Source organism: Sphingoaurantiacus capsulatus (assembly GCF_042648405.1).
In the GTDB taxonomy this organism is placed as follows: domain Bacteria; phylum Pseudomonadota; class Alphaproteobacteria; order Sphingomonadales; family Sphingomonadaceae; genus Sphingoaurantiacus; species Sphingoaurantiacus capsulatus.
Genome location: NZ_JBHRXV010000011.1, coordinates 357192 through 370110, shown reverse-complemented (window position 1 = coordinate 370110; position 12919 = coordinate 357192). Strand labels below are relative to the sequence as shown.

Here is a 12919-nt window from a genome sequence, read left to right as displayed (position 1 = left end):
ATCAACCGGGCCGGCGCTTGCCGAGATAGGCGGAGAGGCGATCCTTTGCCGGCATTCGCGCCTGGCCGGGGTGCAGCAGGTCATAGACCACGGCGTTCTCCAGCACGCGCCACACATAGATGCGCGTCTCGTTGAACGGGATCGCCTCGATCCAGTCGACGACGTCGATATTGGGATCGCGCGGGTCGCCGTTGGCGCGGATCCACTTGTTCACGTTGCCGGGGCCGGCATTGTACGACGCCACCGCCAGCACATGATTGCCGCCGCGATTGTCGAGCAGATTGCGGAAATAGGTCGAGCCAAGAAGGACGTTGTAGGCCTCGTCCTCGGTCAGCCGGGTGAAATCATAGCCGACGCCGACCTTCGATGCCGTCTCGCGCGCGGTCCCGGGCATCAGCTGCATCAGCCCGCGCGCGTTGGCCGAGCTGACCGCGGCGCGGTCGAAGCGGCTTTCCTGCCGGGTGATCGCGTGGATCATCGTCCAGTCGCTGGCCGACGGCGAGGCGGCGGCGAGGCGCGGATAAGCGGCGTCGATCAGCGCCAGTTGCCCGCTGTTGCGCGCCTCGCGGCCGACGATGACGCCGATGTCGGGGCGGCGCAGCGCCGGCGCCAGTTCGGCGACGAGCGTCTGTTCCTCGAGGGTCTGGGCATCGGTCGCCAGCTTGGTCAGGAACAGCGTCTGCCGCATGCGGTCGCCGCGCTCGCCGAGCAGTTTCGCCGCACGCACCAGCTCACTCTGCGCGAAACGCTGGCGCGCCGCGGGCGTCACCGCCGCGCGCTTGATCATCGGCAGCGCGATATTTCGACCCAGCCGCTCGGTGGCGAGCTGACCGAAGAAATAATCGGGGTGGGTCGCGGCGCTCTCGAGGAAGCGGCGTGATGCCGGTGCGTTGCCCGCGGCCTCGGCAGAGCGACCGGCCCAATAGTCGCCACGCGCCTGCGTCAGCGGCGACAGCGCGCCGTTGCGGTAGTTCTGGAAATGGTCGGTGGCGACCGCCGCGCGGTTCAAATTCTTCAGGGCGATCCAGCCGGCGAGAAACTCGATGCTGGTGTAATCGTCGCGCTCGCCAGCGTTCCACGAATTGAGCGCACGGCCCAACGGGAAGGCGCGGTGGTTGGCGGCGAGGCGGTAGGCAAGGTCGTACTGCTGGTCGCGCTGCGCGGCGCGGGCGAGCGACAGCCTTTCCTCCATCCATTTCTCGGGCATCGTCGCGGTGCCCGGCGAGATGTTGGTGTTGGCCATCAGCTGCCGCGCCTCGGCAGGCTGGTTGTTGCGGCGCATCCACTGGACACGGTCCATGATCAGGCCGGGGTCGTTCTGGAAGTGGCCCGGCACCAGCGACAGCTTCGACGGCGCGTCGGGCGCGTTCTTGATGAAGGCGATACGCGCATCGGCCCAGGCGCGGCGATCGGCGGGAAGGGCGGGCAGCAGCCGCTCGGCGGCGCTGGCGAAGCCCGACCACAGCAGGCGATCCACCCGCGCGGCGTGATCGGTCGGGGTCAGCAGCCCGCCGAAACGCGCCAGCACCTCGGCCTCCTGCGCGGCGTTGAGGCCGTCCGAGGTCCACGCCTCGCGCACCAGGGGCTGCGCTTCGGCGGCGCGGCCCTTCGCCAGATAGGCCTCGGCCAGCCGGAACTTCGCCGCCGACGACAGCGGCGGATAGCGGCGGAAATAATCGATGCGGTGATCGGCCGGCGTCATCGAGGTCATCAGCCGCTCGGCACGCTGGCGCAGCGTTGTCTCGGCGGGCCAGCCGGGGTGCGCCACCAGGAAGCGGTAGATCTCGTCGAAGCTCGCCGGGCCATCGCGGCGCAACAGGTCCCACTGGTCGATCGCGATCCGCAGCGGGTCATAGGCCGGCTGGACCGGCACGACGGTGACCGCGGGGATCAGCGCCTGCGCGACCTGCGCGGCGGTGGTCGACGGGGCGGGCAGGGGACCGGCGGGTTGCGCGACGACCGCTGCCGCAAACAGGGCAATCGTCGATCCCGACCACAGCAGCGCACTGGACATGGCTAACCCCACCCTCATAAACACGGCGCGAACGATACGCCCGCCGAACTGAGCGCCATCTTAACGTTCATTGACGGTGCGGGTGAAGGACGAAGTGCATGTTTGAAGGCTCCATTCCGGCTCTGGTGACCCCTTTTCGCGACGGAAACGTCGATGAGGCCGCCTTTTCGGCCTTCGTCGAATGGCAAATCGCCGAAGGAAGCCACGGCCTTGTCCCCTGCGGCACCACCGGTGAATCGGCGACCCTGAGCCGCGCCGAGCATCATCGCGTCGTCGCGCTGTGCGTCGAAGTGGCACGGGGCCGGGTGCCGGTGATCGCCGGCTGCGGGTCGAACGACACTAAAAGCGCCATCGAGCATCTGGATCACGCCGCCAAGGTCGGCGCCGACGCCGCGCTGGTGGTGACGCCCTATTACAACCGGCCGAGTCAGGAAGGCCTGTACCAGCATTACAAGGCGCTGTCGGACGCGGCGAAGCTGCCGATCATCCTCTACAATGTGCCGGCGCGGACCAGCGTCGACCTGTCGGTGGAGACGATGGGGCGTCTGGCGAAGCTGCCCAATATCGTCGGGGTGAAGGACGCCAGCGGCAACGTCGCGCGCGTCTCGGCGCAGCGGCTCGCCTGCGGGCCCGATTTCCAGCAGATCAGCGGCAACGACGACATGGCCTTGGGCTTCATGGCGCATGGCGGCATCGGCTGTATTTCGGTCAGCGCCAATGTCGCGCCGAAGCTGTGCGCGCAGTTCCAGGACGCCTGCCGCAATGAGGATTGGGCGACGGCGCGGAAGCTGCAGGACCAGCTCTATCCGCTGCACGCCGCGCTGTTCACCGATGCCAGCCCGGCGCCGGCGAAGTACGCGCTCGAAAAGCTCGGCAAGATGTCGGGCGAGCTGCGCCTGCCGCTGACGCCGGCGTCGGACGCCTCGCGCCGTGCAGTCGATGCGGCGCTGGCCCACGCCGGCCTCGGCTGATGGCCCGCCCCCAGCACGACGTCGTCAAGGTCAAGACGGTCGCCGAGAACCGCCGCGCTCGCTACGAATATGCCATCGACGAGACGTTCGAGGCGGGCATCGCGCTGACCGGCACCGAAGTGAAGAGCCTGCGCTTCGGCGAGGGCTCGATCGCCGAGGCCTATGCCGAGGTGAAGGACGACCAGCTCTGGCTGGTCAACGCCAACATCCCCGAGTTCAGCCACGGCAACCGCTTCAACCATGAACCGAAGCGGCCGCGAAAGCTGCTGATGCACGAGCGCGAGATCGGGAAGCTGCACAGCGCCATCTCGCGGCAGGGCATGACGCTCATCCCGCTGTCGGTCTATTTCAACGCGCGCGGCCGGGCCAAGGTCGAGCTGGCGCTCGCCAAGGGCCGCAAGCTCCACGACAAGCGCGAGCACGAGAAGGAAAAGGACTGGAAGCGCGAGCAGGGGCGCCTGCTGCGCGATCGCGGGTAAGCCGCGCATCCATCCAGCGGGCCGGCACGTTTCTCTGGCGTGACGGCTGTCATCACAATTTCGCCAAGGACCGGCCTATAAGGGCGCATCGCCCGAGCGAGAGGACATCGGTTGAGGAAGTGGGCCAAGGGTAAGCTGCCGAAGCGCGAGGAGATCCTCGAGAACCGCTTCGTGCGCCCGTTCGCCCATTATCTGGCCGACCCCAGCCTCTGGCATTTCAGCCGCCATTCGGTGGCGCGCGGCCTCGCCGTCGGAATCTTCATCGGCATCATGGTGCCGGTGGCGCAGACGCCGGTCGCCGCGCTGGTCTCGGTGCCGACGCGCGGCAATATCGCGGTCGCGGCGCTCGCCACCTTCATCACCAACCCGTTCACCACGCCGGCCATCCTGTTCGGCGCCTATGAGACGGGGTCGTGGCTGCTGCGCCTGCAATCGGCGGCGCATCACGCGCGTGCGCCCGCTGATGGCTGGCTGATGCAGACGCTCGAATGGCTCGGCGACCTCGCGCTGCCAACTGCGCTCGGGCTGCTGCTGTTCTCGGTGGTGTCAGCGCTGATCGCCTATGGCGCGACGCATGTCGGCTGGCGCTGGTGGGTGGCCCGCCGCTGGGCGAGCCGCCGCCGCGTCCGCCATCCGCGGAAAGGCTGAGGGCAGCGATGGCGGACGGCTTCAAGGACAAGCTGATCGCCACCAAGCAGGCGTGGGCGCGCGCCGGCCGGCTGCTGACCGGCACGACCGGTGATCCGGAAACCGACCGCCTGCCGCCGGGCCAGCGCCTCGTTGAAAACTGGCCGGTGCTCGACCTCGGGATCCAGCCCGACGTGCCCAAGGCCGACTGGCGGCTGACCATCGACGGCGCGGTCGACAATCCCGTCACCTGGGACTGGGACGCCTTCATGGCGCAGCCGCAGGCCGAGGATGTGTCCGACATCCACTGCGTCACGCAGTGGTCGCGCTACGACAATCGCTGGACCGGCGTCTCGACGCGGCATGTCATCGATCTGGTGAAGCCGACCCCGCAAGCCGCGCACGTCGTCTTCCACAGCTACGACGGCTACACCACCAACGTCAGCCTCGCCGCCTTCGCCGAGGAGGACTGCCTGATCGCGCACAGCCATGATGGTGTGCCGATCGGCCGCGAGCATGGCGGCCCGGCCCGCCTGATCATCCCGCGCTACTATCTGTGGAAATCGGCGAAGTGGGTGAAGCACATCGAGTTTCTCGCCGCCGACCAGCCGGGCTTCTGGGAAGTCCGCGGCTATCACAACGTCGGCGATCCGTGGCTGGAACAGCGCTACGGGTAAGGCCCGCTCTTGCGCGCGCCGTTCGCCGCGCTAGGTTCCCCGCCATCTCAGAAACGACAATCCCGGGGAGTGGAGTCGTATGAAGCGTATCATGCTGTTGTCGACCGCGGTGCTGGCGCTGACCGCCTGCACGCCGCCGCAGAAGGCCGAGGCGCCCGCCGCCGCGCCGGCGCCTGCCGCCGAACCCGCTGCGCCCGCGCCGAAGGCCGAGATCGGCAGCTTTGGCCTCGATATCGCCGGCATGAACCGCGCGGTGACGCCGGGCGACGATTTCGTCGAATTCGCCAACGGCACCTACATCAAGAACCTCGAGATTCCGGCGGATCGCTCGTCCTACGGCATGTTCGTCAAGCTCGACGACCTGTCGCGCGAGCGCACGCGCGAGATCATCGAGGCGTCGGCGGCGTCGAACGCCGCGGCGGGCACCGAAGCGCAGAAGGTCGGCGACTATTTCGCCAGCTTCATGGACGAGGCGGCGGTCGAGGCGAAGGGCGCAGCCCCGCTGCAGACCGACCTCGCGCCGTTCCAGAACGCCAAGACCAAGGCGGCCTTCGCCCGCGCGCTCGGTAACTCGCTGAAGGGCTTCGGCCCCGGCCTGTTCCCCTTCTACGTGAACCAGGACGCCAAGGCGCCGGACACCTACATTCCCTACTTCCTGCAGGCGGGCCTCGGGCTCCCCGACCGCGACTATTATCTCGTCAACAACCCGAAATATGTCGAGACGCGCGCCAAGTACCTCGAGCATGCCGCGAAGATGCTGCAGCTGACCGGCGTGCCGGCCGCGCGCGCGGCGGCGAAGGCGAAGAACATCTATGAGTTCGAGCGCCAGCTCGCCCGCGTGCACTGGTCGCGCGTCGAGAGCCGCGACGACGACAAGACCTACAATAAATGGGCGAAGGCCGACTTCGCGCGGAAGGCGCCGGGCTTCGACTGGACCGCCTATCTCGATGCCGCCGGCTTCGCGAACCAGGACGCGTTCATCGTCAGCCAGCCGACCGCCTTTACCGGCATGGCGAAGGTGTTCGCCTCGACACCGCTGACCACGCTCAAGGACTGGGCGACCTTGCACACCGCCAAGGATGCGGCGCCGATGCTGTCGAAGGCGTTCGTCGACGAGAACTTCGCGTTCAACGGCACCGTGCTGTCGGGCCAGCCCGAGAACCAGCCGCGCTGGAAGCGGGGCGTCAACGGCGTCAACAACGCGATGGGGGAAGCGGTCGGAAAGCTCTACGTCGAGAAATATTTCCCGGCGGAATCAAAAGCCAAGATGGATGAGCTCGTAAAGAACATAATCGCGGCGATGGACGAGCGGCTCGCCAATCTGGAATGGATGGCGCCCGAAACGCGGGTGAAGGCACGCGCCAAGCTCGCCAGCTTCACGCCGAAGATCGGCTACCCCGACAAGTGGCGCGACTATAGCGCGCTGCAGGTCGTGCGCGGCGATGCCTATGGCAATGCCGAGCGCGCCAACACCTTCGAATATAACCGCAACCTCGCCAAGATCGGCCAGCCGGTCGACCGCGGCGAGTGGTTCATGACCCCGATGACGGTCAATGCCTACGCCAACCCGACGATGAACGAGATCGTGTTCCCGGCCGCCATCCTGCAGCCGCCGTTCTTCGATCCGAACGCCGACCCGGCGATCAACTACGGTGGCATCGGCATGGTGATCGGCCATGAGATCAGCCACCATTTCGACGATCAGGGCCGCAAGTACGACAAGGACGGCCGCCTGACCGACTGGTGGACGCCGGGCGACGTCACCCGCTTCAAGGCCTACACCGACCAGGTGGTGGCGCAGTACAACGCCTATGAGCCGCTGCCGGGCAACAAGGTCAACGGCGAGCTGACGCTCGGCGAGAACATCGGCGATCTCGCCGGCCTCACCATCGCGCTCAATGCCTACCACAAGTCGCTCGGCGGCCAGCCGGCACCGGTGCTCGACGGCTTCACCGGCGACCAGCGTTTCTTCCTCGGCTTCGCGCAGGTGTGGCGCAACAAGTACCGCGACCCGCTGCTGGTCCAGTATATCGCCACCGATCCGCACACCCCGGGCCACTTCCGCCCCTACGTCGTGCGCAACTTCGACGCCTGGTACACTGCGTTCGACGTGAAGCCGGGCGGCAAATATTACCTCGCCCCCGACAAGCGGGTGAAGGTCTGGTAAGAACGGGCCAAAAGCTAGAAGGCGGGCCGGCGGATCACTCCACCGGCCCCTTTCATTTGACGACTGCGCCGTGCGCGCTTACCTGAGCGCCGTCGGGGAGTGGCGCAGCCTGGTAGCGCATCTGGTTTGGGACCAGAGGGTCGCAGGTTCGAATCCTGTCTCCCCGACCACTCCTTTCCGAAATGGATATTGCCGCCGCCCCTGAGAGCGCGCGCCGCTATCCGGTCCATTCCGGTCCAAGCTTAATCTGAAACTTACCAATGATGTCGATGGCTGGCCGCAACCCAGTGTATTCGCCCGTTTTGTTCGCGGGTCAGGGAGGTTGCGTATGTATAAGTCGGTTACCTTGTTGCGTTCTGTTTCGATCGTCGCGCTGCTCACCGTGGCAGCCTGCGACAGCTCCGCCCGCTTCGGCCTCGATGCCGGCCGCGGAGCGACCGCCGAAGATTCCGGCAACAATCATGATGGCGACAGCCGGGAAGCTGACGGCAACGGGTCGAGCAGCGGCTCGGGCTCGGGCATGGCCGATGCCGCCGGTTCGGGCGGCTCGTCGGGCGGCGCCGGCACCGGTGCGGACGGCGACGATATCGTCACGGTCGCCGGCGGCGGTCTCGGCGGCGGCAACGGCGGCACAGGGCCCGGCACGGGCCTTCCAGGCACGGGCGGCCCTGGCACCAGCATTCCGGGCACGGGCGGCCCGGGCATCGGCGGTCCCGGCAATGGCGGCGGCAACAATGGTGGCGGCACAGTCATCGTCGGCGGCAACGGCCTGCTCGACCGGGTGAGCGGCGCAGCGGGTGGCATCGCCGGCCCGGCGCTCGTCACCGTCGGCAACGCGGTGCTCGATGTCGCGGCGGCGCTGCCGACCTTGCCTGACACCCCGGCGAGCGGCCTTGTCAGCACGGTAGTCAACACCGTCGCGGGCGTCGGCACCCCCGTCGCTGGCCTCGGCGGCAATCTTCAGAACGACGGCCTCGGCGGCCTGCCGCTGGTCGGCGGTGTCGTCGACAGCGTCACCGCGGTCGGCGACGGCCTCACCAATGCGCTGGCGAACGTCAACGTCGGCGGCGCTACCGTCGTCGGTTCGGGCCAGCTGGACGCCAGCTCGGGGATCGGCGTCGGCGTGCTCGCGCCGACCACCCCGACCGGCAGCGTCGCCTCGGTCGGCATCGCCTCGGGCGATGCGCTGGTCGATGTCAGCATCGTCACCCCGACCGGCAATGTCGGCATCGCCAATGTCAGCGTCGCTGGCGCCACCGTCGTCGGCAGCGCCGGCGCGACTCCGGCGCTCGGCGTCGGGATCCTGTCGCCGACCACCCCGACCGGTTCAGTCGCCTCGGTCGGCGTCACCTCGGGCGGCGCGCTAATCGATGCCAGCGTCGCCACCCCGACCGGCAATGTCGGCATCGCCAATGTCTCGGTCGGCGGCAACAGCGTCGTCGGCAGCGGCAGCGCCACCCCGGCCATCGGCGTCGGTATCCTGTCGCCGTCCACCCCGTCGGGTTCGGTCGCGGCGGTCGGTATCGCCAGCGGCGGTTCGGTCATTGACGTTTCGGTCGCGCCGCCGTCGGCGCCGGCCGTCAGCGTCGTCGACCTGAACGTCGGTAACGCCAACGTCATCGGCAGCCAGCCGGCGGCGATCGGCATCGGTGTGCTGTCGCCGTCGGTTCCAGACGGCAGCGTCGCCTCGGTCGGCGCGCTGTCGGGCGGCAACATCCTCAGCGTCGACGTTCCCGGCGTCACCCCTGCAGCCCCGGCCGCCTCGGTGCTGCCCGATGCGGGCGCGGCGGTGAGCGGCGTCGTCAATGGCGGCGTCGGCGGTACGGCCGGCGCGCTCAACGGGACGACGGCGGCTGTCGTCGGCACCGTCAATAGCGTCGTCGGCAGCACGGTCGGCGCGGTGAATGGCACCGTCACCGGCGTGCTCGGCGGCCTGACCGGCGCGACCAGCCCGACGTCTTCGCCGACGCAGGGCGTCGCGCAGGGCATCAGCGGGCTGTTCGGTCGCAAGAACTGAGGCGGGGGGCGGGGGCCGGTTCGCCGGCCTCCGCCACCCACGCGAATTCCGCCGTTCATGAAGCGCTTATGCTTGTTCACGCCGGCGATGCTCCGCGCCTCGCAACGGCGGGTGAACCGGTTTCTCTCCGAAATGGAGCGAGCGGCCGTTCGGCGCCGGCTCTCGGGCGCGGCCGAACTTCTTGCTCCGTTCCGGACACACCTACAACCAAAGAAACGCTGAGAAGTATCTGATTTTGCAGCCCAGTATTTCGCCCCTCCGGCGCTCCTGCCGGAGGTACCAGGAGGTTGAGATGTCAGAGTATTCAGTTGCTTCGAAACTACTTCGCACGGCCTCGATCGTGGCGTTGCTCGCCGTCGCGGCCTGTGACAGTTCCAGCCGCTTCGGCCTCGATTCCGGGCGCGGCCCGGCCGGCGACAGCGGCGGTAATGGCGATGGCTCCAGCGACGGCTCGGGCGGCAGCGGTTCCGATGGATCGAGCGGCGCCGGGTCGGATGGCTCCGGTGGTTCGTCCGGCAACGGCGCGAACGACGGCTCGGGCGGCGCCGGTTCGGGCGGCGGCCAGACCGGTTCGGGTTCGGGCAGTGGAGGCGATGGTTCGGGCGGCGGCTCGGGCAGCGGCTCCGGCGGTGACGGCGCCGGCGGCGGTTCCGGCGGGACCGGTGGTAACAATGGCAGTGGTAACAACGGCGGCGGCAACAACGGCGGCGGCAACAACGGCGGGGGTAACAACGGCGGCGGTAACAACGGTGGCGGCGGCACCGGCACCGTGGTCGTTGGCACCGGCCTGATCGACCGCGTCAGTAATGCGACCGGCAATGTGGCGGGCGGCGTGCTCGTCACCACCGGCAACGCGCTGCTCGATGTGGCGGGCGCCACGTCCGGCACCCCGGCCGCGGGCCTCGTCGAGACCGTCGGCAACACGGTCACGACGGTCGGCGGCAGTCTTCAGAACAACGGCCTCGGCGGCCTGCCGGTCGCGGGCGGTGTCGTCGACACGGTCGCCGGTGTCGGTGACGGGCTGACCAACGCGGTCGCCAACGTCAACGTCGCCGGAACGACGCTGGTCGGCTCCGGCCAGGCGGGCGACACGCCGCTCGTCGGCGTTGGTGCCCTGTCGCCGGCGACACCGGCCGGCAGCCTCGCCTCGGTGGGCGTTGCCTCGGGCGGCTCGCTGATCGATGCCACGGTCGGCTCGGGCGCCGGCGCCGTCTCGCTCGGCGAAGTCGCTAACGTCAACGTCGGCGGCGGCAACGTGATCGGCGGGGCCGCGGGTACCACCCCGGCGATCGCGGTCAGCGCCCTGTCGCCGACGACGCCGCAGGGCAGCGTCGCCACGGTCGGCGTCGCCTCGGGCGGGTCGCTGGTCACGGCGACAGTGCCGAGCGCCAATGGCGCGACCGCCGGTCTCGCCACGGTCGGCGTCGGCAATACCACGGTCGTCAACGGCGGCGCGGCGCCGCTGGTCGGTGTCGGTGCGCTCGCCCCGACCACGCCCGCCGGCAGCCTTGCCACGGTTGGCGTGGCCTCGGGCGGCGAGCTGGTGAGCGTCGGCGTCCCGGCACCGGCCGCGATCGCGCCGGTCACCGCCCCGGCGGCCTCGGCAACCTCGGCGCTCGGCAATGCGCTGGGCGGCATCGCCAACGTCAACGTCGGAGGCACGCAGCTCCTCGGCAACAGCAGCACGCCTGCGGCTGTCGGCGTCGGCGTCGGCACCAACGGCAAGCTGCTCGACGCGAAGGTCGGCAATCTGCTCGGCGGCCCTAACAACTAGTCCCGGTGGCGGAGGCTTCGTTCGCGGGGCCTCCGCCCCATCCATCACGACAGGAAGCTGAATGATCAACGCGCGCCGCGCCCTTGTCCTGGGCCTCATCGGATTTTCTCACGCGGCGTTCGCCCAGACCGGGCCGCTGATCATCGATCGAAACCGTCCCGACCGGGCGCCGCTGCCGACCCCGGCTCCGACCACGCCGCCCGTCGACCGCGGCCAGGTCGAAACCGAATCCAGTGCCGACGCCACCGGCGTCGCCTTGCAGCAGGTGCGCGTCGAAGGCGCCTCGGTCGATCGCAACGCCATCGGCGGCGCGACCCAGAAGTTCATCGGCCAGCCGGTCACCCCGGCGCTGCTGAAGCAGCTCGGCGACGCGGTCGCCGCCGTCTACGCGGACTCGGTCGTCGCGCTCTACACCGTCTATGTCCCGCAGCAGGACATGTCGCAGGGCGTCGTCCGCCTCGTCGTTTCCGAAGGCTATATCGCCGACGTGACGATAAAGGGGGAAGGGGACCACAAGCTGGTCCGCCGCTACGCCAACAAGCTGAAGGGCGAAAAGCCGCTACTGAAGGCGACGCTGGAACGCTATATGTCGCTGATGCGGGACATACCCGGCCTCACCGTCGGGGCCGAGCTGCTGCGCGCCGGGCGTCCGGGCGCCGTCAATCTCGCCCTCGACCTCAAGGAAAAGCCGCTCACCTTCACCACGTCGCTCGACAACCGCGGCACCGCGCGATTGGGCCGGGTGCAGTTCGGCGCGACGCTCACCGCCAACGGCGCGCTGCGCGAGGGCGACCAGACGCAGCTCTACGCTTCGTCGGCGAGCGATTTCGAGAAATACCGCTACGCCTCGATCACCCATTCGACGCCGCTCGGCAGCGAGGGGATGCGCGCGCAGGGCAGCTTCGGCTACCTTCGCACCCGCCCCAAGAGCCCGCCGATCAACGGCGACGCGCGCACCGCCAGCCTGCAGCTCAGCTACCCGCTGGTCCGCGGCTACACGCGCAACGTCACCCTGATCGGCTCGCTCGACGGCGTGAACAGCGACAACGCGGTGTTCGGCCAGACCTTCTCCAGCGAGCACAGCCGCGCGCTGCGCGCCTCGATCGCCGCGGTGGAAGGTTCGGCGAAGCGCACGATGGGCGGCAGCGTCACCGCGAGTCGCGGGCTCGACATCCTCGACGCCCGCGACAGCCTGCTCGGCGAGACCGAGTTCACCAAGATCAACGTCCGCGCCCAGTTCGACCAGGCGCTGTCCGACAGCATCGCGCTGCGTCTGCGCGCCGCCGGCCAGTACAGCGGCGACAATCTGCCCAGCGTCGAGCAGTTCACGCTCGGCGGCGAGTTCGGCCGCGCCTTCGAAAGTGCGATCGTGACGGGCGACCGCGGCATCGCCGGTTCGGCCGAACTCGGTTGGCGACCGGGTGGCATGCCGGGCTTCCTCAAGGGCTCGGAGGTCTACAGCTTCATCGACGGCGGTCTCGCCCGCTATCGCGAGCGCCCGCTGCTCATCGCGCAGCAGGACTGGGAACTGGCCTCGGCCGGCCTCGGCGTCCGCGCGGTGCTCGGCGGCAAGTCATGGGTCGGTGTCGAGGGCGCCTATGCGCTCGAAGAGCCGTTCGCCCGCACCGGCGACAGCTGGCGCGTGGCGGTGAGCTGGCAATTGTCGCTCTGATCATCTTGCGAACAAGACGAGAACATCGTCTATAGGCGCGAGGTGGCAAGGGAGTCGGCGTGACGGCGGTCGGCAGGCAGCGCGAGCGCGAGATCGCTTCGTTCGACGAGGGCGAGCTGTGGTGCGCCGACGATGCGGTGCCGCCGCTCAATCCCGCCGGCTGGTATTTCCGCGTGGCGCGCGGCGGCGTGTGGGTCGGCCCGTTCGACGGCGCAGCCGACGCCGGCGTCGCGCCCGCCAGCGGCGATCCGCTGCGCGACGCCCGCAAATATCTGGACCGTTGGCGCCGGGGCGGGGAGGCGCCGCCGCCGAAGATCGTCGTGTTCCGTCGCCCGCCGCCGTTGCCGCCGATGAACGGGGACGGGCAGTTCGAACTGGCGGTCGGCGCGGCTACGCCACCACCCGCCAAGCCTTTGCGGCGCCCGGTGCGCCGCGCGGCACGGACACAACAGTTGCCGCTCAGCCTCACGCCCTGACGACGCGCGGCCTTTTCACGGGCGCGCGCGTCGCCTAAGTCATCC

Annotated in this window: 10 protein-coding genes and 1 tRNA gene; 10 read left to right on the top strand and 1 reads right to left on the bottom strand. The window is 69.0% G+C overall.

Annotated features, from left to right (window positions below; genetic code table 11):
- Window position 1: 1 nt before the first annotated feature.
- A complete protein-coding gene (locus tag ACFOMD_RS14020; RefSeq protein ID WP_380862431.1) occupies window positions 2-2014 on the bottom strand; it encodes a lytic transglycosylase domain-containing protein in 2013 nt (670 codons plus the stop codon).
- Between the two features lie 98 nt (window positions 2015-2112).
- On the opposite strand from ACFOMD_RS14020, the gene dapA reads away from it, so the two are divergent.
- The 10 genes from dapA (at window position 2113) to ACFOMD_RS13970 (ending at window position 12874) form a co-directional block, all read left to right on the top strand.
- Window positions 2113-2985, top strand: coding sequence for a 4-hydroxy-tetrahydrodipicolinate synthase (gene dapA / locus ACFOMD_RS14015; RefSeq protein WP_380862429.1), 873 nt, complete (start codon window positions 2113-2115; stop codon window positions 2983-2985).
- Entirely contained in the window at window positions 2985-3464 is a 480-nt protein-coding gene (gene smpB / locus ACFOMD_RS14010; RefSeq protein WP_380862427.1) for an SsrA-binding protein SmpB, read from the top strand. Before dapA ends, smpB begins: the two co-directional genes overlap by 1 nt.
- A 111-nt stretch (window positions 3465-3575) precedes the next feature.
- Window positions 3576-4112: a DUF2062 domain-containing protein gene (locus tag ACFOMD_RS14005; RefSeq protein WP_380862425.1), complete on the top strand. Its 537-nt coding sequence runs from the start codon at window positions 3576-3578 to the stop codon at window positions 4110-4112.
- 8 nt (window positions 4113-4120) lie between these two features.
- Entirely contained in the window at window positions 4121-4768 is a 648-nt protein-coding gene (locus ACFOMD_RS14000) for a sulfite oxidase-like oxidoreductase (RefSeq protein WP_380862423.1), read from the top strand.
- A gap of 79 nt (window positions 4769-4847) precedes the next feature.
- Window positions 4848-6935 (top strand): M13 family metallopeptidase, encoded by a 2088-nt coding sequence (locus ACFOMD_RS13995; RefSeq protein ID WP_380862421.1) that lies wholly within the window; start codon window positions 4848-4850, stop codon window positions 6933-6935.
- A gap of 93 nt (window positions 6936-7028) precedes the next feature.
- Window positions 7029-7105: transfer RNA gene (locus ACFOMD_RS13990), tRNA-Pro, on the top strand.
- Window positions 7106-7263: 158 nt separating this feature from the next.
- A complete protein-coding gene (locus tag ACFOMD_RS13985; RefSeq protein ID WP_380862419.1) occupies window positions 7264-8952 on the top strand; it encodes a hypothetical protein in 1689 nt (562 codons plus the stop codon).
- Window positions 8953-9292: 340 nt separating this feature from the next.
- A complete protein-coding gene (locus ACFOMD_RS13980) occupies window positions 9293-10726 on the top strand; it encodes a hypothetical protein (RefSeq protein WP_380862417.1) in 1434 nt (477 codons plus the stop codon).
- Window positions 10727-10787: 61 nt separating this feature from the next.
- A complete protein-coding gene (locus ACFOMD_RS13975; RefSeq protein WP_380862415.1) occupies window positions 10788-12398 on the top strand; it encodes a ShlB/FhaC/HecB family hemolysin secretion/activation protein in 1611 nt (536 codons plus the stop codon).
- 59 nt (window positions 12399-12457) lie between these two features.
- Entirely contained in the window at window positions 12458-12874 is a 417-nt protein-coding gene (locus ACFOMD_RS13970; RefSeq protein WP_380862413.1) for a hypothetical protein, read from the top strand.
- Window positions 12875-12919: the final 45 nt, after the last annotated feature.

What these genes read in the sequence shown, in the direction of transcription:
- ACFOMD_RS13985 (WP_380862419.1), top strand. Translation starts at nt 7,264, where the DNA reads ATGTATAAGTCGGTTACCTTGTTGCGTTCTGTTTCGATCGTCGCGCTG.
- ACFOMD_RS14020 (WP_380862431.1), bottom strand. Translation starts at nt 2,014, where the DNA reads ATGTCCAGTGCGCTGCTGTGGTCGGGATCGACGATTGCCCTGTTTGCG.
- dapA (WP_380862429.1), top strand. Translation starts at nt 2,113, where the DNA reads ATGTTTGAAGGCTCCATTCCGGCTCTGGTGACCCCTTTTCGCGACGGA.
- smpB (WP_380862427.1), top strand. Translation starts at nt 2,985, where the DNA reads ATGGCCCGCCCCCAGCACGACGTCGTCAAGGTCAAGACGGTCGCCGAG.
- ACFOMD_RS13975 (WP_380862415.1), top strand. Translation starts at nt 10,788, where the DNA reads ATGATCAACGCGCGCCGCGCCCTTGTCCTGGGCCTCATCGGATTTTCT.
- ACFOMD_RS13995 (WP_380862421.1), top strand. Translation starts at nt 4,848, where the DNA reads ATGAAGCGTATCATGCTGTTGTCGACCGCGGTGCTGGCGCTGACCGCC.
- ACFOMD_RS14000 (WP_380862423.1), top strand. Translation starts at nt 4,121, where the DNA reads ATGGCGGACGGCTTCAAGGACAAGCTGATCGCCACCAAGCAGGCGTGG.